Below are 24,384 nucleotides of genomic sequence, written 5' to 3'. Positions count from 1 at the left end.
AACACCCCCACTCATGAAAACGAAGAATAAGCAACGAGGCAAGTGATTACCCCCCTTGCTCGACGGACGCGAGCATGGCATCTAGTTTAGCGTAATGCTGTGACCGATAGCAGTCGTGCCGAAGAACTGCGGCCTTCACAAAGGGGTAATCAAAAAAATGAACTAGTTCATACCAGCAGTAAAGTGTCGCATTGAATTTTAGATTCAATAAAATATCGGGGTACTGAAAGTCATCACCGAGTGACAAACAAAACTGCTGGAGATCTCGCTGGGGAAACAGTGCCTCAACGGAGCACCCAGCAGACTGCATTTGTTGTGTAAAACCCACTTCGTATTTTTTGATGATGTCGCTTTTCTTTTTCAGTACCCGCACTTTTCTCCAGAAACGTTCAAACACATTAGAAGACAGCAGCTCTGCCTTTACGTAAAGAAAAAATGATTGGAGATGATACCCCCTCTCGTGAGAATCATTCAGCCCAACGAGCCCAGCATCACATGCATCTATCTTAGCCCACAGAGGACCCAGCGGTTTTATTGGGCCGAGTATGCTATCGTTCGTCAGAAGCAACGCTTTGCGACTCTGCCAACCCGCAACTCTTTCAAAGCATGTTTTCCATGAGTAAAAATCATAGCCTGCATTTTCACGATGGATAACTACACAACACAGCTTCAAAAAAATTCGCAAGGCGTGCCCCGGCAGCTCAGGACTTGTAGAGCAAAGCACAATATCAAATCCATCACGCCGCAAAGCGCGCAAATAATTTTCCGTATGGGCTGTCGCTTCACCGTAAGGATGGTAGTTGGCAAAAAAACACAGCTTGTCGGAATCGCTTTCGACACCTCGATATTCCGCAAGCACTCTCGGCCGCCTAATGTGTGAACGCAGGTGTTCAAAATACTTCATCGTACCGCCGGTATATGGCTACGCAAAAGGTACGAGGCGGTAATACCATACACCCCGACACACTTTTCTTAGCTGTTTTTTCTTCGGTAGAAGACGCAATAAAACCCGCCCTTCAGAAAGCAAGAACCGCCGTAACTTCCAGTTGTAAAACAGACCTGTATTACGAGAATACAGCGTTCGGAAGTGGAGCAGCAAAAGCTGCTCTTCACTCCGCAACAATCCCGATGCAATCAAGCGATCGTAAAACGCGCAGCGTACTACAACCTTATCGCGGTGACGCAATACTTTCGAAGCTGGTCGACGCCGTTTATTACCCAGCACAGCATTGTCTTCATGACAACGATAGTAGGACAACACCTCACTCCCAGCTTTTAAACGCCCCTGATTACTTGCAGCAACAAAGGCCAGTAATTGGTCGTGATAAGGTGCCTCCTGCAATAACGATCCCGCCATGCTCAGCAATTCACGGCGTAACAAACAGGCATGCCCAGTGACGCAGTTAGCTAACACCAACGATATTGCGCAATCGCCATCAATACGCTCTGTTTTAGGGAATTCCCGCCCCTGCGGTCTAGCTTTGGCATCCACCATCTCGATGCGAGAATAAATTAGCAAATTCTCACCAATCTCCTTATAAAGATGCTCGATTTTATTTTCGAACCAAATATCATCCTGATCTGCCAGTGCAATGTAGTCCCCCTGGCAGTGCTGCATAGCCTTACTGAAGTTACGAACAAAACCTAGGTTTTGTTCGTTTTCAATCAAGCGGATCCTGCTATCACGTGCAGCATATTCACGCAGAATGACTACGGTGCCATCATTTGAGCAATCATCAACTATAACGATCTCGAGGTTTGAATAACTTTGATTAATAATCGTATCGAGCTGCTGCCTCAAATAGTTCTCGCCGTTATAGGTACACATTGCCACTGAGATTAGCGGTTGATTCACAGTCACCTCGTCTACTATATACCTTCTGCAAAAACTGATTTTACGCCATCCAATTTTGCCTTAGCACGCGTATAGCGGCGAAATCCAAAAGTAAATAGGGCTATAAGGCAGCGACGATGATTCTTTGCTACATAATTATCTATCAGCGACTTCCGCAATCCGTGCTTTCGAACGTAGAGCGCATAAGACCGCCCCTTATGAAAGTGCACAATTCGATTAATTTTTTTAGAACGCTCAGTCGATCCTCCACCAACATGGGGTATGCTGATGCGCTTACAGAGGATAACATCAAGCCCCGTGTCATTGGCGCGCTTGCATAGGTCAACATCTTCTTCATAGAGGAAAAACTGCTCATCGAAGAAACCCACTTCCCTCATTAGTTGGCAATCAATTAGCAGTACAGCCCCAACCAGCCAGTCAACTTTCTCCACGCTATCCTCAGTGGCGGCAGTTAAAGACGGTCCTGCAATCGCAGCTTTCCTTGCCTTCAGTTCAAACAGCAACTCCTGGAGCGCCATCTCCGACAATTTAGTATCAGGGTTTAGCACTGCTACATAACGTGTTGTGGCCTGAGCTATCCCAAGATTACAAGCCGCTCCGAAGCCGACGTTCTGCGGGCTTTGCAATAATTCAATAACACCCTTATAGTTTTCCAACAGCTCAACCGTGCCGTCGCTACTAGCATTGTCGACCACTAACCAGCGAGGCAGCGGCGATTGAGCACTTTGACGCAAAGATTCAATATGAGGCCCTAGAACCTCAGCGCTATTGTAGCCAACAGTTACCAAAGTCAATTGATCTGCTAAATGTTCCACTAGCTCCTCCCCTTGCCCCGCCGTATTTACGTATCAAGCTTCGCGAATACTTCTTTCAGAGCATTCTTCCAGAGACTTGGCATTAATCCATAATCTCGACTCAACTTAGCCGTAGACATAATCGAATACGGTGGCCGCTTCGCCGGCGTAGGAAAATGCTCTGTAGTTATGTCTATCACCTGTGGCGCGCCTCCATACCTCGCCTCTGCTGTTGCCTGCCTAAATATCTCTGAGGCAAAGTCGCACCAGCTTACCGCCTCATTGCCGCAGTAATGGTAGATGCCATAAGTAGCTCGACCGTCTTTCTCCAAGCCACAAATATCCAAAAACAGCTTGGCGATATCACCCGCGTAGGTAGGGCAGCCAACTTGGTCAGAAACAACATTCAGCTCTTTTCTCTCTTTACCAAGTCGCAACATTGTTTTAACGAAATTATTGCCATACTCACTGAACACCCATGCCGTGCGTATGATTATATGCTTCTCGCAACGGCGCTGAACTTCTCTCTCACCTTCAAGCTTCGTTCGTCCATATATGCCCTGAGGACTAGTTTCATCCTCTTCCGTGTACGGAGTGTTAGCACTACCATCGAAAACATAGTCTGTGGAAATATGGATCAGCACAGCACCAATTTCATCAGCGGCGCGTGCCAAATTACTAGGCCCTACGGTATTTATCTGCGCCGCCAACTCCGGCTCTGCCTCAGCTTTATCAACGGCGGTATAGGCCGCCGCATTGATAATCGCTTGAGGTTTGTGCTTTGCCACAGCAGATGACACCGCCTCGGCATCACTAATATCCAGCGCTGCACGATCCAAGGCAACCAGCTCGTAATCGGTTCTAGCGAATACATCCTGCACGCAGCGCCCCAGTTGCCCATTGGCTCCAGTCAGCAGTACCTTCATACGCCCAACTCCTCACAGAGCGTTTTAAAACTTGACGCCGCCGCATCTTTTTCAGACAGCTTAAAGGCCTGACCATTAATCTGCGGCCAATCGATAGCTAGATCTGGGTCGTCCCAGCGCAGGCCCCCCTCATCGGTGGGATCATAGTAATCTGTGCATTTGTACTCGAAATCCGCCGTTTCACTTAGCACCACAAACCCATGAGCAAAGCCGGGCGGCACCCAAAACTGGCGGTGGTTTTCTTCAGACAGGATTACGCCCTCCCAAAGGCCAAAGCTGGGGGAGCCTTTGCGAATATCGACGGCCACATCAAATACTTCGCCACGCACTACTCTGACCAATTTACCCTGAGGCTTGGTCTTTTGAAAATGCAGGCCGCGCAGTACGCCCGCTGCCGAGCGCGAGTGATTGTCTTGCACAAAAGGCAAGGTAATGCCGGCTGCATCACGATAGCGTTCCACTTGGAAGGTTTCCAAAAAGAAACCACGGTGATCACCAAAGACTTTGGGCTCAATAATTACGCAGTCTTTTAGCTTAGTGGGTATAACATTCATTATTTATACCCCTCGGCCACACTCTTTAGGTATTGGCCATAGCCGGTTTTTTTCAATGCATCGGCCTGCAATATTAGCGCCTCTTGACTGATCCAGCCCTGATGAAAGGCAATTTCTTCCAAGCAGGCAACCTTCAAACCCTGGCGGTGCTCAACAGTTTGCACAAAGTGGCCGGCTTCGAGCAATGAATCGTGGGTACCTGTATCAAGCCAAGCAAAACCGCGCCCGAGCACCTGCACATTGAGCTTCCCGTCGTCAAGATAAGCGGTGTTCACGTCGGTGATCTCTAATTCACCGCGCGGAGAAGGCTGAATATTGCGAGCAATCTCGACAACGTCGTTATCGTAGAAATAGAGGCCAGTTACTGCATAGTTAGACTTAGGCTTTGCCGGCTTTTCCTCAATGCTCAGCGCCTTCCCTTGGTCATCAAAGTCGACCACACCAAAACGTTCGGGATCAGTAACATGGTAACCAAACACCGTAGCGCCCTCTTGCTGCGCCACCGAGGCCTTGAGCTTGTCGCTAAAATGCTGGCCGTAAAAAATATTGTCGCCGAGCACCAAGCTAACATTATCGTTGCCGATAAAATCAGCACCAATTGTGAACGCTTGAGCCAAGCCATCGGGACTGGGCTGCTCTTCATAACAGATATTGATACCAAATTGGCTGCCGTCACCCAGAAGGCGCTGAAAGCCTGGCAGGTCAGTTGGCGTGGAAATAACCAAAATATCGCGAATCCCGGACAGCATCAGCACAGAAAGCGGATAATAGATCATTGGTTTGTCGTAAATGGGCAACAGCTGCTTAGATATACCCATCGTTATTGGGTGTAAGCGGGTCCCAGAGCCGCCCGCAAGAATAATGCCCTTATAAGGTTTCATAGATTTCCTGTCGTGTTAGTACTGCTTCAATGTATTAGCTGACCATTGCGGCCCAGCACCGCCTTCAATGGCGCTTTGCTACACAGCTTTGCCCAATCGAGAAAGCTGATAATCACCCGATAATACGCGCCGCCACCAGGACTCATTATCGAGATACCACTGAACAGTCTTGCGAAGACCACTTTCAAAGGTTTCCTCAGGCACCCAACCCAAGTCTCGCTCGATTTTACTGGCATCGATAGCATAACGGGCATCGTGGCCTGGGCGGTCAGTCACTAAGGTAATCAAACTCGCAAAGCCGCCCTCACGACCACTAGCAAGGGAGTGGGGGTTATCGGGAGCCAGCTCTTCGAGCAGGTTGCAAAGCGTTTGTACCACCTCGATGTTTTTCTTTTCATTGTGGCCGCCGATGTTGTAGGTCTCAGCCACTTCGCCCTCAGTTACCACTTTAATCAATGCACGAGCATGATCTTCCACATAAAGCCAATCGCGAATTTGCTTGCCGTCACCGTAAATCGGCAGTGGTTTACCGGCTAGCGCATTCAGAATCATGTGTGGAATAAGTTTTTCCGGAAAATGATAGGGGCCATAGTTGTTCGAACAATTAGTGATCAACACAGGCAAGCCGTAAGTCCGATGCCAAGCCCTCACCAAATGATCAGAACTCGCCTTACTTGCCGAATAGGGCGAACTGGGGGCATAAGGAGTGGTCTCTAGGAACAGGTCGTCAGTGCCTTCAAGGTCACCATAGACCTCGTCGGTGGAAATGTGGTGAAAACGAAATACTTCTTTGCGCGATTCAGACAAGCCTTGCCAATACGAACGAGCAGCCTCTAATAACGTATAGGTACCAACAATATTAGTTTGAATAAAGGCGCCCGGACCGGTAATAGAGCGGTCAACATGGCTTTCTGCCGCCAAATGCATCACCGCATCAGGCTGGTGCTCGTCAAAAAGTTGCGCGATCACCTCAGCATCGCAGATGTCTGCCTTGACAAACACATACCGGCTATCTTGCAACGCCCTAGGAATAGACTCCATATTACCGGCATAGGTCAATGCATCAATGTTGACCACGCTATGGTCAGTATTGGCGAGAATATGCCTTACGACTGCACTGCCGATAAAGCCAGCCCCCCCCGTAACAAATAGTTTCATTACTTTGGCCTTTAAGAATCTAGATCGACAGCTAAAACAGCCTGACGTAGCGGCTCTGTTAGCTGATATTCATTAAACACTGCGGCAATCTGCTGGTCGTTACCCAGCGCCGCCCCTTTGTTGCGACGTTTTAGCGATACTTCCTGACTGCCTAAAATAATGGGGTTGCGCAGCATCCATTCCCCCCGCTGCGCAAACACACTGCATTCGGTACCGCGCTTCAAACTCATTGCTTTTAACCAAACATCATCCGCGCGCGGCGCTAATCGCTTGAACGCTGATTTATTCGTGACCTCAGGGTCAAAACACCCTGGAAAGTACAGCACACCTCCCACTCCGGTTGGCATGATTAGCAAAGATGACTCAGACTCATTACTGTGCCGCCACCACTGTTTATAAGGCAGTAAAGTACCATCTTGGCCGAACGCAATACGATGGGCACGCCCACAGTGTATCTTGTTCGGCTCACGCAGGTGAGCGCTATACAATTGATCCAGCAAGTCCATCGGATAAAGAATATCATCATCAACCGTGACTAATAATGCGTCTGGGTAGCGCTCTAAGGCGTAATAGAATTTGGTGTACGGCCCTAGATCTTCAGCAACAAAATGAATATCCAAGCCACGCTCACGCTGCTTCTTCAAAACTGCCGGTAAATCTTCATCACTAAATTCGTCGGCAGACAGCCACAATACAACCTTATCGGCCTTCAGGGATTGCTGAAATAGGCTTTCAATAGTAAGAAAAACATCGTGAATGCGCTGCCCGAAACTCGTCAAAGACACGACCAAAGGGCGCACCTTGCCGCCAGCAACACCTTGGCTATCGCAATTGAGCGTACTCCATTGATACTGCACCGTCAGCGCATTGACACGTATATCGACCGCATTTTTAAGCCACTTTTTGTACTGCTTGTGGCGACGCTTTTCTCGAAGTTTTTTCAGCATATTCACGCACCAACTAATCAGGCCTTACCGCCCGCTGCTATTGTTTTGTAGAAATCCATGTATAAGTCGACGATAACTTGACGGCTGTAGCTGCGCTGGTATACCTCAGCAGCCTGACCAGACAGGCGCTGGCGCAGCCCGGAGTCCGTAATCACTTGCCGGAGCGCGTCAACCAGTTGCGGCACATCGTCAATCTCGGTCAATAAGCCGCTGTACTCGTGCTCTATCACCTCCCCCGGCCCCTGGGACTTTGTTGCGACAATAGGACAACGATGGGCGAAGGACTCCATCACTATTGACCCCAGTCCTTCATGGCGCGATGGGCAGACAAATGCATCAACACTGCGCATTAACGCAGTAACGTCGTTGCGCCAGCCTAAGAACCGCACCCGGTTATCCAGGCCCAACTCACTGCATAGGGATTTTAGTGCCTGCTCTTCCGGTCCACTGCCCGCCAGCCACAAGAATGCGTCGGGCACATTGACCAATGCGCGCAGCAGGGTATCAAAGCCTTTGTTTACGTGGAGGCGCCCTGCAGCGAGTAACAATGGAACATCAGCAGGCGTATCAAAGCTGTCTCGCGGCAGAGGCTCGACCGGGGTTTCATCAGCGAAATTGGGGATGTGAACCACACGCTCTTCTGGCATTCCCCCCTCGATCAGGTGCTGACAAATTCCTTTGCTAATCCCAACCCAATAATCGGCCTGCTGGTAATACTTCAGTTTGTAGTAATGTCCAAGTCGGTTTACCAGTACGTAATCACCCTTTGGCGTTGCATCGCTGGCGCGCCCCATCCAGGTCATGACCACATCCGGCTTGAAAGCACGCAGACGACGGCGATACACCCAGGCGTCGTAAAAATCGAATTTACCGCCAAAGCGAAAGCCTTCTGCTTCCACTCCCTGGCTGCGCAGAGCCTCCAAGCGGTGGGCGTGGCGGCGAATAAAGGCTCGCTCGTGAATGCTACCCGATGCCTGCAGCGCGGCACTCAAGCGCACAAAAAAGTTTTCGGCACCGCCGTGCTCGGCGCCTGCCAAGACTTGTGCAATTCGAAGTGAATCAGCCATGCTTATCAGCCTTTATCGGTGCAGCTCCACCGTGATCGAGTCCATCGTGAAAAAGCAGGCCATGGTAACCAGGAAACCCCCCCTTACCTCGAATGGCCTGCAAATCAGCAATACGCTGATGCAGATTTTCTACTTTGCGCTGCGCTTTCCGGAGCTGTATGACATTCGGTAACCAATGCGATGGCACTAGGTTGGCGCTGCCTAAGCCGTCGACAACAACAAGCCGACAGATCTGACCATTAACACCACGCTGCACCACAATATTGTGTAATAAAATATCTCTAGACGGCACACGGAAATCCAACCAGTGTTGGCAAAGCTGATCAACCGCTGCCAAGCACTCTGCCGGATAGCCGCTGTCCCAGATATACTGCTTGAGCGTAATAGAGATGCGGCCATCGCTGTCACGAATGAGTTCGGAAACTAAGCCGCGCCCCATATCGGTGTCCACAAAACCGTAGCAACGGCTAACGTGAGCAAATATACCTGCTGGGTAATGACGCTGAAAGTTAGTCATTACCCGGTATTCTTCTAAACTATCGTCAAAGCTCGACAGTGGCTTAAGGTTTTTAGGAAAACCCTTTTTCCGTCGTAGGTCTTCAAGACTGAAGTCGGGGCGACGCACCTTAATGCAGCGACCAGTGTCAAGAGGGTCAACGAAGCATAGTCGATTGCCGCCACGGGCGAATGGCTTTTCAGCACTCAAATCAATGGTCATGTCACTGAACCGTACGAATTAATATCACGCGCCCAGACATAGTCATGGCTGAATGGCTGCTCAAATGTCGCCTCGAGTATAAATTGCGAATAAAGCCCCGAATTCATTTCCTTGTGAAAGAAGTTTCGACAGCGTGCCGCCCACTCACGACGCATAGCGTCGTCAGCAGAAAAGCGTCGCACCTTAGCCAGTAGATCATCTTTGTCTCGGAAATAAACCGCCGAGTGCTCTGGTAGTAACTCATCAAAACGAGTGGCTGAATGAGTAAAAAACAAGATCCCATTACCAGCAAGCTGTGCCATACGATCAGATGAATACCAGTAGTCGCAGTCTTGGCGATTCAAATTCAAGGCCATGCGTGTACGCGCCAGAACACGGTCGTAGTCACGCCCCCACACAGGCGGCTCACCGAAGCAACCGTATGTCTTGAAATTCAACTCAGTCGCGAGCTCGACTTTAAGCAATTCTAACAATTCATAACGTTGCGTGTGGCCTGTCGCATTTCCACAAAATAGTAAATCAATATCTAAATCGGCTTTGAGCGAGTTATCCAAGACTTCGACACTGGCATCAACGGGGTTCGGTATGTGATAAACCTTCGCCCCCAAGCCTTCAAATTGCCGGAGCTCGCGGCGGCCGGTCGTTACAAAAATCGCATCTACCTGTTTAGCATATCGACGAATCCTCTCGACATTGCTAGGCACAAACAAAGGGTCACAATTACAGTGAATAATCCGACAGCTGGGATGCTGGCGACGCATCTCAGCGACAGTTTTATCGCTTACGATATCAGAGTGACCAATAATAATAAGGTCAGGCTCAAACGCCTCACTCACCGACAACAACCGGTGATTCGCCTTGGTATAGCCTAATTCACGAATACCGAGCGGGGCCTCAAAGGCTGCCACATCCCGGTCACTGAATGTATGCACGTAATGATCGTTACGTATTAAGCCGAAATTCATCTTCTCAGCCCAGCTAACTCGCCGGGGGCCATAGCTGCGCAATCGCTGATAGGCAATGTGCAGTACTCTCATAGTTATCTCGTTCTTGTCATTGTTGCGCGGCATTGCTGCCAGGGAGTGCCGCCCTGGAGCGGCCGACTATATCACCACCACCTCGCGGCGTCAGGGCGCGCTAGTGGGCAGAATTGCCAAGTAATTGCTCGTACACACTCAGGGTACTGGCCACTTGGTGATCCAAATAGTATTCAGGCGGCAGACTAATCTGATTGTCAGCCTCTAACAAATCGGCAACACGCGCCGCAAACGCCACCACATCGTCGGCGGGGACGAGCCCCTGACGAAAGCCGGCGTTCAGTGACTCACTTGCGCCACCGCGGTCATAGGCTACCACCGGCGTACCACAGGCGAGGGACTCCGGCACCGTGCGACCGAAGGGTTCTTCTTTGTTAGAAAGATGACACGTAACAGCAGCCAAGCGATAGAAATTGGCAATATCACTGCGGTGACCAACAAAGGTGACGGCCTCGGTAAGGCCCAGCGACTCACGCATGGCAAGCAGTTCTTCTAAATAGTGCTGCTTGCCGGGCTCGGCATCTCCCACCACCACCCCGTGGACATCCGGCCGCAAGCTCACTAAACGGGCCATCATTTGCAGGAAGGCCTCTTGTCCCTTCCACCGCGACAGCCGCCCCGGCATTAATATTATCGGCTTGCCATTGAGCTGAGGATACTCCGAAAACAACACCTCCAACCACTGGCTGTCGGCATCCTGACGAACGAAGGCCTCGGCATCCAAGCCCCGCGGAATCAGCGTTATCTTGCTTTCGGGAATCTGGTAATTATCGACCATGTAGCGCTTAACGCAATGTGAGATGGCAATGCAATGCTCCGCCTTTGCCATAATGGCACTGTAGGCGTTTACCGAATACATGCCGTGAAACGTGCTCACCAAGCGGGGGCGGCTAGCCGGGTCCATCTTTCGCCACGCCAACCAGGCTATCCAGGCCGGCACACGCGAGCGCACATGGATCACATCCGCCTGCAGTGTTTCCAGCAATCGCCGCAGGGGCCGAACCTGCCACAGCGAGCCCAGGGACTTGCGATGAATGGGCATGGCAATATGCTGGCTACCTTCGGCCTCTAGCTGCTCGACCATGCGGCCACCGTGAGAAATGACTACCGATTGATGACCCAGACGAACCAGCTCTCGCGCAAATTCGACGGTACCACGCTCAACGCCGCCGGAATTTAGCGCGGGCAGCAACTGCACGACCTTGAGCACGCAGGGGCTCGCCTCGCTCTCGTTAACAGCATCAAGCATGTTTTTTTCCTTCTAAGGTGTTGAGCAGCCAATCGGCGGCACGATCTGCCTCCCAAACCTGTTCAGCAGGGGATGGCAATGGCTCGCCAGCGGACCAAGACTCATACCCCTTGGCCAGACCTGCCGCCAGCACGCTCGCCATACTTCGCGTTACCCGCGAATCTCGCAATGGTGGAAGCGCTAACAAGCCGGTCGGAACCGCCGAGGTAATACTCTCGTAGACCATCGACACGCTGTCGCGACTGACCCAGGCCTCGGCAACTGCGGCTAACTGCGCTCTCAGCCACCCGGGTGGGCAATCACTGAAGGGCAAGGTATCTATATTGGCCACCGCCTCTGACGCCAATGCTTCCAGTAGGCCGGGCGGAGTACGCGGCGAGTCTGATACGGTCCAATGCAAGTCTGAGCGGGCGTTGGCAATCGCCAGCACCTGCGCTAATACTGCGTCGTTATCCCAGGCGAAGTGTTTGTTTACCCCGCCCAATACAATCAAGCCACGCCGCTTATCCCTGTTTTCAAAAGTCGGCTGCATAACATTGAGCACGCCCCTGGTAACCAGTATTTTCGGTGATACCGGCGGCGCATCATGCTCGGGAATAATCGCGGCATCAAATAAGCATCGCGGCAGACTGGGCTTCATTAATACCAAAGAGCGAGCGCCGCTCACCTTCGCGGCCCACAGCAAGGGCAGGTGACAACGACTCCCGGCGGCCACCACCCAATCGGGGAGCGAGCTGGCAGCGAACTGCTCGCACAGCCCGCGGCGGCCAGCCTTGCGAAACCCCTGCTGAGAAATATCCAACCAGTGAATTTGGCACGGTACTTTTGCCTCGAGCCGCTCGGCAAGCCCGCGCAACTGATTTAGGTGGCCGGGGCGCCCGTCAGTGATAAACCACAATCGCAAAGTCGTCGCCATAGGGCCTCAATACACCTTCGCAGCGCCTTCGGGGCGCGTTTTGAAACGGCGATGGACCCACATATACTGCTCCGGCGCTCGGCGAATATTCTCTTCAATCACAGCGTTCACCGCCCGCGCATCGGCATCGGGATCGCCACTGGGAATATTTTCCAGCGGAATGGCCTCCAGGCGAATTCGGCGCCCTTTCTCCAAGCGCTGTTGGTCGATATATACCACTTTCGCGCGCCCACCCTTAGCCAGGGTAGACGTCGCCACGGTGGTGGCGGCAGGGTTATTGAAAAACTCAACAAATGCCGCCGACTTGCGGCCGTAATCTTGATCCGGCAGGTAGAACAGCCGGTTCCCTTTGCGAAGGGATTTTAGTGCGCGTTTAAAATCGCGCCGGTGAATCGGCTCACCATAACGCCCGCGCGCTCGACTCAAAATCCACTCGATCACCGGGTTTTTTTGCTTGCGATAGAACGAGTCAGAACGCTTACTGCGCGCAATTAAGGCTGCGCTCAAATCGATAAAGGTGAAATGCGCGCCCAATACGATGACGCCCTGGTCGTCGCCGTCGAGATGCTCTTCACCGACGAATTCCAACTCAACGCCCAGCTTGTCAATTGGGGTAAACCACGTTCGCAGCATTTCGAGCAAACCGATACCCTGATCCTGCATGGTTTTTTTGAGCAGGCGACGACGTTCCGCCTCGGTAAGTTCCGGAAAACACAGCGCCAGATTTCGCGCGGCAACATGGCGTCGACCACCGGCAAAATAGTAAAACAAACTGCCCAGCAGCTTGCCGACAAGGTAGTTCAATCGCTGGGGCAACTTTGCCAGCACGAACATAAATGCCACACCCAGCCAGGTTGGCCAGTAGCGCGGATGTAAGAGTTGTCTCTGAATTGTCATCGTCCTGCTATTACACTGTGTCTTCTCGGCAGGCGGTTCTACCGGAGCTCGCGCGCCTACGCCCTTATATAACAGCCCTGCATAAGCATAGCGCTGAGTATTGTACACCGATTGAGACACAGACCTGGCTAACAGCTGTGAAATTACCATGATGAATAAGCCCGGCCGACACGGCCTCTGGCGACTGATTGACGCCACTCTCTATTCTCGCAAGGGGCTCGCCGCCGCGTGGCGCCATGAAGAGGCCTTCAGACAAGAGTGCATGCTGGCCGCCATTCTGCTACCCGCAGCGTTTTGGCTGGGGGAAAATGCGATCGAGCGCAGCCTGCTCATTATCCCGGTTTTGCTGGTCTTGATCGTCGAGCTGATAAACTCGGCGATAGAAGCAGCTATAGACCGTATTGGCACCGATCGCCACCCACTCTCTGGGCAGGCCAAAGATATCGGTTCAGCCGCCGTGATGATTAGTCTGATGCTTTGCGTAACGTGCTGGGGCCTGCAGATCGTCGAGCGATTGCGCTGAGGGCCAGGCGGCCTCACCTTCCCTCGCAAATAATCCCCAGCCAAGCCCCGTTTTCCCTTGACATAGGCGGCGCAAAACTGAATAATCCACGGCCTAAATTTTCAGCGCAAGTTCTAGAGGAGTAATAAGGGTGGCAAATTCCCCGCAAGCAAGAAAACGCGCACGTCAGGCGGAGAAACGTCGCACTCATAACGCCAGTCTGCGCTCAATGGTTCGCACTTACCTGAAGAAGGTTATTGCTGCAATCGAGTCTGGCGACCAAGAAGCGGCAAAAGCAGCCTACGCAGCCGCAGTACCTGTTCTTGACCGCACTGCCGACAAAGGCATTTTCCACAAGAACAAAGCTGCTCGTCATAAGAGCCGCCTGAACGCTCGCATTAAAGCCATGGGCGAAGCTGCGTAAAACCAGCAAGCCAGGCATAAAAAAACCCGCTTTATGCGGGTTTTTTTATGCCTGGCATTTTCGGTTACGACATCACGACCATATTATCGCGATGGATCAGCTCCGGCTCAGCCAAATAACCCAAAATCTCGGCGATCTCAGCAGTCGGCTTGCCAGCAATTCGAACAACCTCGTCCGCACGGTAATTAACCAAGCCCCGCGCAACCTCCCTACCTTCCGCATCAATACAGCTCACCAAATCACCGCGCTCAAACTGCCCCCGAGCGGCAACCACTCCAACAGAAAGTAGACTGCGCCCCTGTTGGCGCAATACCCGCGCCGCGCCGTCATCCACCACAACACTGCCACGCAGCCGCAACTGCCCCGCCAACCATTTCTTGCGTGCCGTCATCGGCGGCTCCTTGGCAAGCAACAAAGTACCCAGCGCCTCCCCCGACAGGGCGCGGGACAGCACATCGGGCTCACGCCCGCCCGCGATCAGGGTATTTGCACCCGAGCGCGCCGCCAAACGCGCCGCCCGCAACTTGGTCATCATACCGCCACGCCCCAAACTCCCGGCACTGCCACCGACCATCGCATCCAGAGACTTATCGGCAGCATCGGCTTCACTGACAAGCTCAGCCTCGGGGTTGTAGCGGGGGTCACTGCTATACAGGCCGCTCTGGTCCGTCAGGATCAGCAGCGCATCAGCATCAATTAAGTTGGCAACCAGCGCAGCCAAGGTGTCATTGTCACCAAAGCGGATTTCATCGGTCACCACGCTATCATTTTCGTTGACGATCGGCAGCACGGAAAGCCCCAGCAGGGTCAACAAGGTGCCCCGAGCATTCAAGTAGCGATCCCGCGCGGAAATATCGTCATGCCCCAACAGGATTTGCGCCGTCTGTAAGCCGTGCTCTCGGAATCGCGCCTCGTAAGCCTGAACCAAGCCCATCTGCCCCACAGCCGCCGCTGCCTGCAGGTGATGCAGGTCCTCTGGGCGGCGCGACCACCCGAGACGGGTCATTCCCTCGGCTACCGCCCCGGAAGACACCAGCACAATCTCACAGCCTTTTGCTCGCAGACCCGCTATCTGCGCCACCCAGGCGTCCAGGCCTTCAACGCAGAGCCCCTGACCATCGTTGGTAAGCAATGCCGAACCGATCTTTACAACAATACGCGTCGCACGCGAGAGCTGCTGCCGTCCCTCTGTCACGCCATCACCTCAAGGCCTGTAGACCACTTCAACATCATAATCATCATCGTCGCCGTCATCGCCATCGTCTTCATCGCCGTCAGCCTGCTGGCGCGCCTTTCTGGCTGCATGCAATGCCGCAATACGGTCACGCGCCTCTTGCTGCATTGCCTCCTGAATTTCTCGCTCGCGCTCCGCAGCGTCCGGGTCCTCACTCAAGCGCTCGGCCTGCGCCTCAACAAAGGCTAGAATGTCCTGACAAAGGCGCTTGGTATTCTCAGCGGAGATTGCCGCAATTTTGTATACCGGCCCTTCCCACGCCAGCGCATCAACCACCGCCTGACAGCGCGCCTCGCGCTCCTCCTCTGGCAGCAGGTCAATTTTATTCAGCACCAGCCAGCGATCGCGATTAGCCAACAGCGGGCTAAACTGCTTGAGCTCTTCGGTGATCACCGAAACCGCCTCTTCAGGCGTAGAGCCATCGTAGGGCGCCATATCAACAATATGCAGCAGCAAGCGAGTCCGCGTTAGGTGTTTCAGAAAACGAATACCAAGGCCAGCCCCGTCGGCTGCCCCCTCCACCAAACCAGGAATATCCGCAATCACGAAGCTGCGATGGGGCTGCACACTCACCACCCCCAGATTGGGCACCAAGGTAGTAAAGGGGTAGTTGGCAACTTTTGGCTTTGCCGCAGACACCGCGCGAATGAAGGTCGATTTACCCGCATTCGGCAAGCCCAACAGCCCGACGTCAGCCAACACCTTCAGCTCTAACCGCAGGCTTCGTATCTCGCCGTCGCTGCCGCGCGTAAACTGGCGTGGCGCGCGATTGGTACTGGATTTAAAGCGCGTATTCCCCAGGCCGTGGAACCCGCCCTGAGCCACCTTTAGCTCATCGCCCGCCTCGATAAGATCTCCCAAAACCTCGCGAGTATCTTCATCAATCACGGTTGTCCCTACCGGAACGATCAACACCAGATCCTCGCCGCTCTTGCCGCGACAATTGCCACCACGTCCCGGCTCGCCAGACTGAGCCTGATAATGCTTTACAAAGCGGTAGTCCACCAGGGTATTACTGGCGGAGTCTGCGCGCAGAATAATGCTTCCGCCATCGCCGCCGTCTCCACCATCCGGGCCACCTCGGGGTATATATTTTTCGCGACGAAAACTGAGACAACCATTGCCCCCGCGCCCCGCGGCTACGCGGATTACCGCCTCATCGACAAATTTCATTACCTTAACCTCGGTGACCGACACAGCCCGTTATGTTGTGTACAGAAACAAAAAAGCCCCGTCAACCGACGAGGCTTTGCGAACCAGTAGAGCCGGAAATTACGCAGCGACGATGCTGACGAACTTGCGGTTCTTAGGGCCTTTAACTTCAAACTTCACTACACCGTCTGCTTTTGCAAACAACGTGTGGTCTGTTCCGCAGCCTACGTTTTCGCCCGCATGGAACTTGGTGCCACGCTGACGCACGATGATGCTACCTGCGCTAACAGCCTGACCGCCGTAGCGCTTAACACCAAGGCGTTTACTCTCGGAATCGCGTCCGTTACGGGTACTACCACCAGCTTTCTTGTGAGCCATGAGTCTCTCCTCGTATTCTTAGCCGCTGATACCAGTGATTTTCACTTCCGTGAACCACTGGCGGTGACCGGCTTGTTTCATGCTGTGCTTACGGCGGCGAAACTTAACGATTTTCACCTTAGCGTGACGACCTTGAGAAATAACCTCTGCAGTCACTTTACCACCCTCAACATAGGGCGCACCGATTTTGAGTTCTTCACCGTTCTTAACCATCAGTACTTTATCAAAAGTAATGGCTTCACCAGTGGCGACTTCAATTTTTTCCAACTTGAGGGTTTCACCCTCAACTACACGGTGCTGCTTACCACCGCTTTCAATAACTGCGTACATGGGCATAATCTCCAAGAGCCTGCTTGCAATGCATATTGAGTGTTTGGCCACCACCAGTTTTTACCGGCCGTGGGACAAGTCCAGGCACCGCTGCAACCTCACTTTTCAGCCGGGCTGGGCGGTTTTGCTTCAGGGGCGCGAATTTTACTGGCTCCAGCCAATAAACACAAGTGCTTTATCCAGCGTTCAGCCTCGGGTACGCTCAACTTGACAGCCTAGCCCACCCCCCATACGATGCCAGCCGATTCCACCGCCGCAAGTCAATAAGTCCATGCAACATATCCGCCAGGTCGTAGATAGCGAGTTCAACTCCGTCAACGATTTTATCGTCGAGCAATTGCACTCCCGAGTCGCCCTTGTGGAGAACATTGGCCACTACATTATTGATGCTGGCGGCAAACGCCTGCGCCCCCTTCTCAGCCTGCTGAGCGCCGGCGCGCTCGGCAAGATTGACCACGACCACATTCGCCTAGCAGCCGTTATTGAATTTATCCACACTGCGACCTTGCTGCACGACGACGTTGTAGACCTTTCTGCACTGCGCCGGGGACGACCGACGGCCAACGCTGAATTTGGCAATGCACCCAGCGTGCTGGTTGGCGACTTCCTTTACTCACGCGCGTTTCAGGTATTGGTTAGCATTGGCAACATGCCGCTCATGGCATTACTGTCTGACACGACCAATACCGTTGCCGAGGGCGAGGTACTTCAGCTCGCGAGGGCAGGCAACCCCGACACCGATGAAGACACTTACTTCAATGTCATTCGCAGCAAAACCGCTGTGTTATTCGCGGCCGCGTGCTCGGGCGCCGCGCTGCTGTCAGAACAAAGTAGCCAACAACAAGCCCTGTATGACTACGGCTTAAATCTCGGCATTGCCTTCCAGCTGATTGATGACATTCTGGACTACGAAGGCGACCCCACCGAGACTGGCAAGAATGTCGGCGACGACCTGGCAGAGGGCAAACCGACCCTGCCACTGATCTTCATACTGCAGAACGGTAGCGCCACACAAAAACAGCAAGTTCAACGCGCCATTAGTGAAAAATCGGCGGACGAGCTTGACAGCATTGTTGCAGCCGTTAAGCAAAGCGGCGCTCTAGACTATTGCCGAGATGCCGCCCAGAAATACAGCCAGGCTGCTATTCATGCACTACAGTCCCTCCCGCCGAGCGCCCACAAAGACGCTCTTAGCAAGCTGTGCGAGCTGGCCCTTCAAAGAAAAAGCTAGGCAGCGGTCGCAAAAGGACGGCGATTTCATATAACGGTATGAATATTGCGTTATTATCGGCAGTAATGGGCTGCGATAATGCGAAGAGCGCCCACCACGGAAGAACGGGAGAAATCAGTGGCACCAGCAACACCGAGTCGCCGAGGCGAAATCTGGCAAACACTCGCCTCACTCAAGAGTGCGTGCTCAAAGCAACCATTAAAACAACGCTTCGCCGAACATGCGGATCGCAGCACGCAATTCAGCACGGAGTTGGGCGCCCTGTTTATCGATTACTCAAAGCAGCATATCGATAGCGACATTGCCAAGGCCCTGCACGCCCTCGCCCTCGATGCAGGCCTGCCCGAAAAGCTTAACGCTATGCGCAGCGGCGCGCTGTGCAACAACACCGAACAACGCAGTGCAAATTACGCCGCACTGCGAACGTGGGCGCACTCCCAACACAGCAGCGACCCCGCGATTCACACAATGTACGAAAACATGGCTGCGATCAGCGCAGGCCTGCGCAGCGGCGAACTGTGTGGCTGCACCGGCAAACCCTACAGTCATATCGTCAATATCGGTATCGGCGGCTCTGACTTTGGCCCGCGCCTGTTTACCGAAGCCCTGAAAGAGAGCGCAGAAGCCGCTTTTGAATGCCGCTTTTTAGCCAATATTGATCCGAGTTGCGCCAACGAAGCCCTCGCCGATTTGCCCGCCGAGAGCACCCTCTTCATCGTTGCCTCGAAATCTTTCGGCACGCAAGAAACCTTAGCCAATGCCGCAGCGGCAAAGCGCTGGTTGGAACAGGCTCTACCTGGGCAGGATATCGGCAGGCATTTTATTGCCATAACCGCCAACCCCGACGCCGCCGCCAAGCTGGGGGTTGCACCCGACCTCACCCTCGCCGTGCCGAGCTGGGTAGGCGGGCGCTTTTCCGTCTGGTCTGGCTTTGGCCTTATCGTCGCCGCCAACTACGGCTGGCCCTGCTTCTCAGAAGTATTATTAGGCGGCGCGGAAGTTGACGAGCACATGGCAAGCAGCAGCCTTGAGAGCAACCTGCCCGCTACACTCGCGCTATTGGATGTGTGGTATCGCAACAGCTGGAATATCAGCTCTCACGCCATCCTGCCCTACTGCAACCGCCTCAAGCAGCTCCCCGACTATCTCCAGCAGCTGTTTATGGAAAGCGCCGGAAAAACGGTGGACCGCAGCGGCCACGCCCTGCCGCAACAGAGCGGCGGCGTAATATGGGGTAGCGAAGGCACCAATGGCCAGCATTCCTTCCACCAATTACTCCACCAGGGCAGCGACATCATTCCCTGCGACTTTATTGCCGCCCTCAAAAACAGTGGCAAAGCTCTCGACCAACAGCAAGCCTTACTGGCGAACTGCTTTGCACAAAGCCTGGCGCTTATGCAGGGCAAATCTGCCAAAGAGGTAGAGCAAGAGCTACTCCGGGACGGCTTCAGCCCTGACGAGGCCGCACAACTTGCCAAACATAAAGCCATGCCAGGGAACCGCCCCAGCACCACAATTTTGATGGACGAGCTCAGCCCCCGCGCACTCGGCAATTTGATCGCGCTGTACGAATATCGACTGATCTGCGCGAGCTTCATCTGGGACATCAACCCCTTTGACCAATGGGGGGTAGAACTTGGCAAGCAGTTAAGCCACCAACTACTGGGGAGCCTCCGAGGCAACACAGACAGCGACACCACCCCCGACAGCTCGACAGCGCAACTCATCGAGCGAGCCCGACGCGCCAATAGCTAATAACCGGACGCACTCACCACAGAAACAAAAAAGCCGGGCTATGCCCGGCTTTCTAACAAGCAACAGAGACCGCGCTTATAGCTGGGTTAGCAGCTCCTCTGTTTTCTGCTTCATCAGCGCCATGTCCGCCTCACTCTCAACATTCAAGCGTACAACCGGCTCGGTGTTGGACATGCGCACATTAAACCGCCAGCCGTCAAAATCCATACTCAGACCGTCGGTATAATCAACGCTGCTAGCCTGCTCGGCATATTTTGCTTCAATGGCAGCAATACTGGCGCGCGCATCGTCGACCTCGCGATTAATTTCACCACTGCAGGGAAACTTGGCAACGCGCTCTTCGACCAGCGACGACAAGGCCGCAGACCTCACCGACATCAGCTGAGTAACCAGCAACCAGGGAATCATGCCACTATCGCAGTAAGCAAAGTCCCTGAAGTAGTGGTGGGCACTCATTTCACCGCCGTAGACCGCATTTTCCTTGCGCATTCGCTCTTTAATAAAGGCATGACCGGTTTTGCTCTGTACCGCCTCGCCGCCGTGCGCCTGAACAATATCGACGGTATTCCAGGTTAAACGCGGGTCGTGAACCACTTTTTCGCCTGGAGCATTCAGCAGGAAGGTCTCGGCAAGCAAGCCCACAACGTAATAGCCTTCGATGAACTCGCCGCGCTCATCGAAAAAGAAACAGCGATCAAAGTCACCGTCCCAGGCAATACCCAGATCTGCACCGTGCGCCTTAATGGCATCAATAGTGGGTTGACGATTCTCCACCAAAAGAGGGTTCGGCACGCCGTTCGGGAAGTTGCCATCGGCTTCGTGATGAACACGAATAAATTCAAACGGTAAATGCGGTTCCAACAAGTCAACCACACGCCCAGCGCCACCATTGCCGGCATTGACGACGATTTTGAGCGGTTTGAGGGCAGATACATCTACGTAGCTCAACAAGTGCTCGACATAGGCCGCACTCGTATCAAGCGACTGAAGCTGGCCACGCACCGCTGCCGGGGCTGAAAATTCGTTCTTCTCAGCAAGGGCTTTAATATCCAACAGGCCAGTGTCGCCGCTGATTGGCTTCGACTCCTCACGCACGAACTTCATGCCGTTATAATCTTTGGGATTATGGCTCGCGGTGACGGCAATACCGCCATCCATTTCTGCATGCGACGTGGCAAAGTAAATTTCTTCTGTTCCACACAGGCCGATGTCGTACACATCGACCCCTGCATCGCGCAAGCCGTTAGAAACGGCTGCTTTTATTGCCTCACTACTCAGGCGAATATCGTGCCCAACGACAACCTTCTTTGGCTTAATCACCTCAGCAAAGGCGCGACCAATGCGATAGGCAATATCTTCGTTGAGCTGATCGGGGATGCGACCGCGAACATCGTAGGCCTTAAAACAGCTTAGTTCTTGCACCATGAATCAACCCTGCCCGTCTTGATAGATGTTTTCGTAGACGTAGTTTGTCGCTTCGATAAATCCGGGCACGCTGCCGCAGTCAAATCGGCGGCCTTGGAATTTATACGCCAGCACGCAGCCGTTTTGCGCCTGGGTCATCAGTGCATCTGTCAGCTGAATTTCGCCGTTTTTACCCGGAGGAGTGTCGCGCAAAATATCGAAAATATCGGGCGTTAGAATATAGCGACCAATAACGGCGAGGTTACTCGGCGCGTCTTCAGCCTTGGGCTTCTCAACCATATCTTTTACTCGGTAGAGACCACCACCCATATCATCGCCGGCAATAACACCGTATTTCTCGATGTTCTCCATTGGCACTTCCTGGATGGCGACAATGCTACAGCGGAACTGGTTATACAGCTTCACCATTTGCGCCATCACACCATCTTCGCCCGGGTTCACGCAAAGGTCATCAGAAAGGATAACGCCGAAGGCCTCATTGCCCACCAGGCTTTCACCGGTAAGAATGGCGTGCCCCAAGCCTTTCATTTCGCGCTGGCGCGTCATCATAAAAGTGCCTTCGCTCAACACTTTCCGAATACTGGTCAGGTAGGACTCTTTGCTGGTGCCCGCTATTTGGTTTTCAAGCTCAAAACTAATGTCGAAGTGATCAGCAATGGCGCGCTTACCGCGACCCGTTACCAGAGCAATTTGCTTAAGCCCCGCCTCAATAGACTCCTCAACACCGTACTGAACCAGTGGCTTGTTGACGATCGGCAGCATTTCTTTGGGCATCGACTTCGTCGCGGGTAGGAAGCGGGTACCGTAGCCGGCAACCGGAAAGAGACATTTCCTGATCATATTACTTGTGCATCCTGTGTTTTTTTGAAATAGCTCAGTCCGTAACGAGCCTTGTGAACGAATTTTCCCAGCAGTGCAGCAGATTCGCAATCACCGCGTAGCCTACTTTGCCCTGCTTACCAAATTATTACAGCAATGATCAGGCCAATGTTGACATTTTTGTGTGCTCAGCAGGCCCTTATGCTACTATGCGCGCTACAAATTTCTCACTGGCAAGTCTTTTTCTTATGTCTCTTACCCATAAAAATAGCTTTACAAAAGAAGAACTCATTGATTGCGGCCACGGCCGGCTCTTTGGCCCGGGCAACCCCCGCCTTCCCGTCGACAATATGCTCATGTTAGACCGCATCACGCATATTAGCGGCGAAGGTGGCGAATACGGCAAAGGCCAACTGATCGCCGAGCTCGATATCAACCCCGACCTATGGTTTTTCGACTGCCACTTTGTTGGCGACCCGGTCATGCCCGGCTGCCTGGGGCTCGATGCCATGTGGCAGTTGGTGGGCTTTTTCCTCGGGTGGCGCGGCAACAGTGGCAAAGGCCGCGCGCTGGGTGCCGGCGAAATTAAGTTCACTGGACAAATTTTACCCGACACCAAACTCGTTACCTACACACTCAACTTCAAGCGACTCATTGAACGCAAACTGGTTATGGGTATCGCCGACGGCGAGGTCGCTGTCGACGGGAAAGTTATCTACACCGCTAAAGATCTGCGGGTTGGCCTGTTCAAAGACGACGCCACCTTCGCGTAATAACAATGCCACTAGCGTGGCAAACAAGACTCACTGACAGAACAAACATACGCTACGAGGTAGACATGAAACGTGTTGTAGTTACGGGGATGGGTATCGTCTCCAGCATTGGCAACGACATCAAACAAGCTTTGGCTTCGCTCCAAAATGGTGCATCCGGCATCACACATAACGACACCTACAAAGAAATGGGCTTTCGCAGCCATATTTCAGGCTCCATTAAAGACCTGGATTTAAAAGCCCACATTGATCGCAAGCAACTGCGCTTCATGGGCGACGCGGCAGCCTATGCTTACATCGCCATGCAAGAAGCGATTGCCGACTCCGGACTTGAAGACAAGGATATCGACAACGAGCGTACTGGCATTATTGCCGGCTCTGGTGGTGCCTCTTCGGCCAACCTCATTGAGTCTGCCGATACACTGCGCGAGCGCGGCGTAAAACGTATTGGGCCCTACCGGGTTACCCAAACCATGGGCAGCACCGTATCTGCCTGTCTGGCCACCCCCTTTAAAATAAAAGGTGTGAACTACTCTATCTCTTCAGCTTGCGCCACCAGCGCACACTGCATTGGCAACGCTGCGGAACTGATTCAGCTGGGCAAACAAGATGTTGTTTTTGCCGGCGGCGGCGAAGAAGAACACTGGTCGCTGAGCTGCCTGTTTGATGCCATGGGCGCGCTGTCTACGAAGTACAACGACACCCCCCAGCAGGCCTCCCGACCCTACGACGCTAACCGCGACGGCTTTGTTATTGCTGGCGGTGCCGGCATGATCGTTCTGGAAGAACTCGAGCACGCCAAAGCGCGCGGCGCGAAAATTTACGGCGAATTAGTCGGCTACGGCGCCACCTCCGACGGCTATGACATGGTTGCCCCGAGTGGCGAAGGCGCAGCGCGATGTATGCGCCTGGCCCTGCAAAATGTCAGCAGTGAGGTCGACTACATCAACTCACATGGCACCTCGACGCCGGCCGGCGATATGCAGGAGCTCAAGGCCATTAAACAGGCCTATGGTGAACACCCCATCCCCGTTATCGGTTCAACCAAGTCACTGGCCGGGCACTCTCTGGGGGCTACCGGCGTTCAAGAAGCCATCTTCTCGCTACTGATGATGCAAAATAACTTCATTGCCGCCTCCGCCAATATCGAGGAGCTGGATTCGGAAGCCGCCGGCATTCCAATTGCAACAGAAAAGCGCGAAAACGTGACGCTCAATACCATTATGTCTAACAGCTTTGGCTTTGGTGGCACTAACGCGAGCCTGGTGTTTAGTCGAGTTAACGACTAGCCCCAAAAACACTTGCGCATAAAAAAGCCCGCTTCTGCGGGCTTTTTTGTATGCCAAGTACGGTTATTCTTTT

The 24,384-nt window shown here is 53.2% G+C and carries 26 protein-coding genes; 6 read left to right on the top strand and 20 right to left on the bottom strand.

All coding sequences use genetic code 11. From position 1 onward, the window contains the following. Window positions 1–46: 46 nt before the first annotated feature. The 14 genes from HNR64_RS02840 to lpxL all read right to left on the bottom strand — a co-directional run bounded on the left by HNR64_RS02840 (window position 47) and on the right by lpxL (window position 12,999). Window positions 47–904: a rhamnan synthesis F family protein gene (locus HNR64_RS02840; protein WP_204995068.1), complete on the bottom strand. Its 858-nt coding sequence runs from the start codon at window positions 902–904 to the stop codon at window positions 47–49. An 18-nt stretch (window positions 905–922) separates the two neighbouring features. Then, a complete protein-coding gene (locus HNR64_RS02835) occupies window positions 923–1,855 on the bottom strand; it encodes a glycosyltransferase (RefSeq protein ID WP_204995067.1) in 933 nt (310 codons plus the stop codon). Between the two features lie 14 nt (window positions 1,856–1,869). Next, complete coding sequence (locus HNR64_RS02830; RefSeq protein ID WP_204995066.1) at window positions 1,870–2,670, bottom strand: glycosyltransferase; 801 nt, start codon at window positions 2,668–2,670, stop codon at window positions 1,870–1,872. Window positions 2,671–2,696: 26 nt separating this feature from the next. Continuing rightward, window positions 2,697–3,575, bottom strand: coding sequence for a dTDP-4-dehydrorhamnose reductase (gene rfbD / locus HNR64_RS02825; RefSeq protein WP_204995065.1), 879 nt, complete (start codon window positions 3,573–3,575; stop codon window positions 2,697–2,699). Further along, window positions 3,572–4,129, bottom strand: coding sequence for a dTDP-4-dehydrorhamnose 3,5-epimerase (gene rfbC / locus HNR64_RS02820; protein ID WP_204995064.1), 558 nt, complete (start codon window positions 4,127–4,129; stop codon window positions 3,572–3,574). The genes rfbD and rfbC overlap by 4 nt, the downstream gene beginning before the upstream one ends. Continuing rightward, on the bottom strand, window positions 4,129–5,010 hold the full coding sequence (gene rfbA / locus HNR64_RS02815; protein ID WP_204995063.1) for a glucose-1-phosphate thymidylyltransferase RfbA: 882 nt from the start codon (window positions 5,008–5,010) through the stop codon (window positions 4,129–4,131). Before rfbA ends, rfbC begins: the two co-directional genes overlap by 1 nt. Window positions 5,011–5,088: 78 nt before the next feature. Further along, window positions 5,089–6,168, bottom strand: coding sequence for a dTDP-glucose 4,6-dehydratase (gene rfbB, locus HNR64_RS02810; protein ID WP_204995062.1), 1,080 nt, complete (start codon window positions 6,166–6,168; stop codon window positions 5,089–5,091). Between the two features lie 11 nt (window positions 6,169–6,179). Continuing rightward, window positions 6,180–7,115, bottom strand: coding sequence for a glycosyltransferase family 2 protein (locus HNR64_RS02805; protein ID WP_204995061.1), 936 nt, complete (start codon window positions 7,113–7,115; stop codon window positions 6,180–6,182). A gap of 17 nt (window positions 7,116–7,132) precedes the next feature. After that, window positions 7,133–8,182: a glycosyltransferase gene (locus tag HNR64_RS02800; protein ID WP_239547559.1), complete on the bottom strand. Its 1,050-nt coding sequence runs from the start codon at window positions 8,180–8,182 to the stop codon at window positions 7,133–7,135. Next, window positions 8,175–8,900 (bottom strand): YrbL family protein, encoded by a 726-nt coding sequence (locus HNR64_RS02795; RefSeq protein ID WP_204995060.1) that lies wholly within the window; start codon window positions 8,898–8,900, stop codon window positions 8,175–8,177. Before HNR64_RS02795 ends, HNR64_RS02800 begins: the two co-directional genes overlap by 8 nt. Beyond that, window positions 8,897–9,937 carry a glycosyltransferase family protein gene (locus tag HNR64_RS02790; RefSeq protein ID WP_204995059.1) on the bottom strand — a complete coding sequence of 347 codons (1,041 nt, stop codon included), beginning with the start codon at window positions 9,935–9,937 and terminating at the stop codon, window positions 8,897–8,899. Before HNR64_RS02790 ends, HNR64_RS02795 begins: the two co-directional genes overlap by 4 nt. A 100-nt stretch (window positions 9,938–10,037) precedes the next feature. Next, window positions 10,038–11,186, bottom strand: a complete 1,149-nt coding sequence (locus tag HNR64_RS02785; RefSeq protein WP_204995058.1) for a glycosyltransferase family 4 protein — start codon at window positions 11,184–11,186, stop codon at window positions 10,038–10,040. Further along, window positions 11,179–12,102 carry a mitochondrial fission ELM1 family protein gene (locus HNR64_RS02780; protein ID WP_204995057.1) on the bottom strand — a complete coding sequence of 308 codons (924 nt, stop codon included), beginning with the start codon at window positions 12,100–12,102 and terminating at the stop codon, window positions 11,179–11,181. Before HNR64_RS02780 ends, HNR64_RS02785 begins: the two co-directional genes overlap by 8 nt. A 6-nt stretch (window positions 12,103–12,108) precedes the next feature. Beyond that, on the bottom strand, window positions 12,109–12,999 hold the full coding sequence (lpxL, locus tag HNR64_RS02775; protein WP_204995056.1) for an LpxL/LpxP family Kdo(2)-lipid IV(A) lauroyl/palmitoleoyl acyltransferase: 891 nt from the start codon (window positions 12,997–12,999) through the stop codon (window positions 12,109–12,111). Window positions 13,000–13,147: 148 nt separating this feature from the next. Here lpxL and HNR64_RS02770 point away from each other — a divergent pair, with 148 nt between their 5' ends. Together HNR64_RS02770 and rpsT are read left to right on the top strand one after the other, a co-directional pair. Beyond that, window positions 13,148–13,522, top strand: a complete 375-nt coding sequence (locus HNR64_RS02770; protein ID WP_374961441.1) for a diacylglycerol kinase — start codon at window positions 13,148–13,150, stop codon at window positions 13,520–13,522. A gap of 130 nt (window positions 13,523–13,652) precedes the next feature. Further along, window positions 13,653–13,925, top strand: coding sequence for a 30S ribosomal protein S20 (gene rpsT / locus HNR64_RS02765; RefSeq protein ID WP_204995055.1), 273 nt, complete (start codon window positions 13,653–13,655; stop codon window positions 13,923–13,925). A gap of 64 nt (window positions 13,926–13,989) precedes the next feature. Here rpsT and proB read toward each other — a convergent pair whose 3' ends face one another. From proB to rplU, 4 genes are all read right to left on the bottom strand, one after another. Next, entirely contained in the window at window positions 13,990–15,120 is a 1,131-nt protein-coding gene (gene proB, locus HNR64_RS02760; protein ID WP_204995054.1) for a glutamate 5-kinase, read from the bottom strand. A 9-nt stretch (window positions 15,121–15,129) separates the two neighbouring features. After that, window positions 15,130–16,332 (bottom strand): Obg family GTPase CgtA, encoded by a 1,203-nt coding sequence (gene cgtA, locus HNR64_RS02755; protein WP_204995053.1) that lies wholly within the window; start codon window positions 16,330–16,332, stop codon window positions 15,130–15,132. A gap of 99 nt (window positions 16,333–16,431) precedes the next feature. Next, window positions 16,432–16,689, bottom strand: coding sequence for a 50S ribosomal protein L27 (gene rpmA, locus HNR64_RS02750; RefSeq protein WP_204995052.1), 258 nt, complete (start codon window positions 16,687–16,689; stop codon window positions 16,432–16,434). 18 nt (window positions 16,690–16,707) lie between these two features. Beyond that, on the bottom strand, window positions 16,708–17,019 hold the full coding sequence (gene rplU / locus HNR64_RS02745) for a 50S ribosomal protein L21 (protein WP_027874901.1): 312 nt from the start codon (window positions 17,017–17,019) through the stop codon (window positions 16,708–16,710). 271 nt (window positions 17,020–17,290) lie between these two features. Between rplU and HNR64_RS02740 the strand changes: the two genes are divergently transcribed. Together HNR64_RS02740 and pgi are read left to right on the top strand one after the other, a co-directional pair. After that, window positions 17,291–18,250 carry a polyprenyl synthetase family protein gene (locus HNR64_RS02740; protein ID WP_204995051.1) on the top strand — a complete coding sequence of 320 codons (960 nt, stop codon included), beginning with the start codon at window positions 17,291–17,293 and terminating at the stop codon, window positions 18,248–18,250. A gap of 117 nt (window positions 18,251–18,367) precedes the next feature. Then, window positions 18,368–20,005, top strand: coding sequence for a glucose-6-phosphate isomerase (pgi, locus tag HNR64_RS02735; RefSeq protein WP_204995050.1), 1,638 nt, complete (start codon window positions 18,368–18,370; stop codon window positions 20,003–20,005). A 75-nt stretch (window positions 20,006–20,080) separates the two neighbouring features. On the opposite strand, the gene HNR64_RS02730 is transcribed toward pgi, so the two are convergent. Together HNR64_RS02730 and galU are read right to left on the bottom strand one after the other, a co-directional pair. Then, on the bottom strand, window positions 20,081–21,430 hold the full coding sequence (locus HNR64_RS02730; RefSeq protein WP_239547555.1) for a phosphohexomutase domain-containing protein: 1,350 nt from the start codon (window positions 21,428–21,430) through the stop codon (window positions 20,081–20,083). Window positions 21,431–21,433: 3 nt separating this feature from the next. Next, window positions 21,434–22,270, bottom strand: a complete 837-nt coding sequence (gene galU, locus HNR64_RS02725; RefSeq protein WP_204995049.1) for a UTP--glucose-1-phosphate uridylyltransferase GalU — start codon at window positions 22,268–22,270, stop codon at window positions 21,434–21,436. A 227-nt stretch (window positions 22,271–22,497) separates the two neighbouring features. Here galU and fabA point away from each other — a divergent pair, with 227 nt between their 5' ends. Continuing rightward, complete coding sequence (fabA, locus tag HNR64_RS02720) at window positions 22,498–23,022, top strand: bifunctional 3-hydroxydecanoyl-ACP dehydratase/trans-2-decenoyl-ACP isomerase (RefSeq protein ID WP_204995048.1); 525 nt, start codon at window positions 22,498–22,500, stop codon at window positions 23,020–23,022. Window positions 23,023–23,087: 65 nt separating this feature from the next. Next, entirely contained in the window at window positions 23,088–24,311 is a 1,224-nt protein-coding gene (gene fabB, locus HNR64_RS02715; protein WP_204995047.1) for a beta-ketoacyl-ACP synthase I, read from the top strand. The last annotated feature ends 73 nt before the right edge of the window (window positions 24,312–24,384 follow it).

Origin of the sequence: Spongiibacter marinus (assembly GCF_016906995.1) — a bacterium.
Lineage (GTDB): Bacteria > Pseudomonadota > Gammaproteobacteria > Pseudomonadales > Spongiibacteraceae > Spongiibacter > Spongiibacter marinus.
This window is presented reverse-complemented; position numbering and strand designations above follow the sequence as displayed.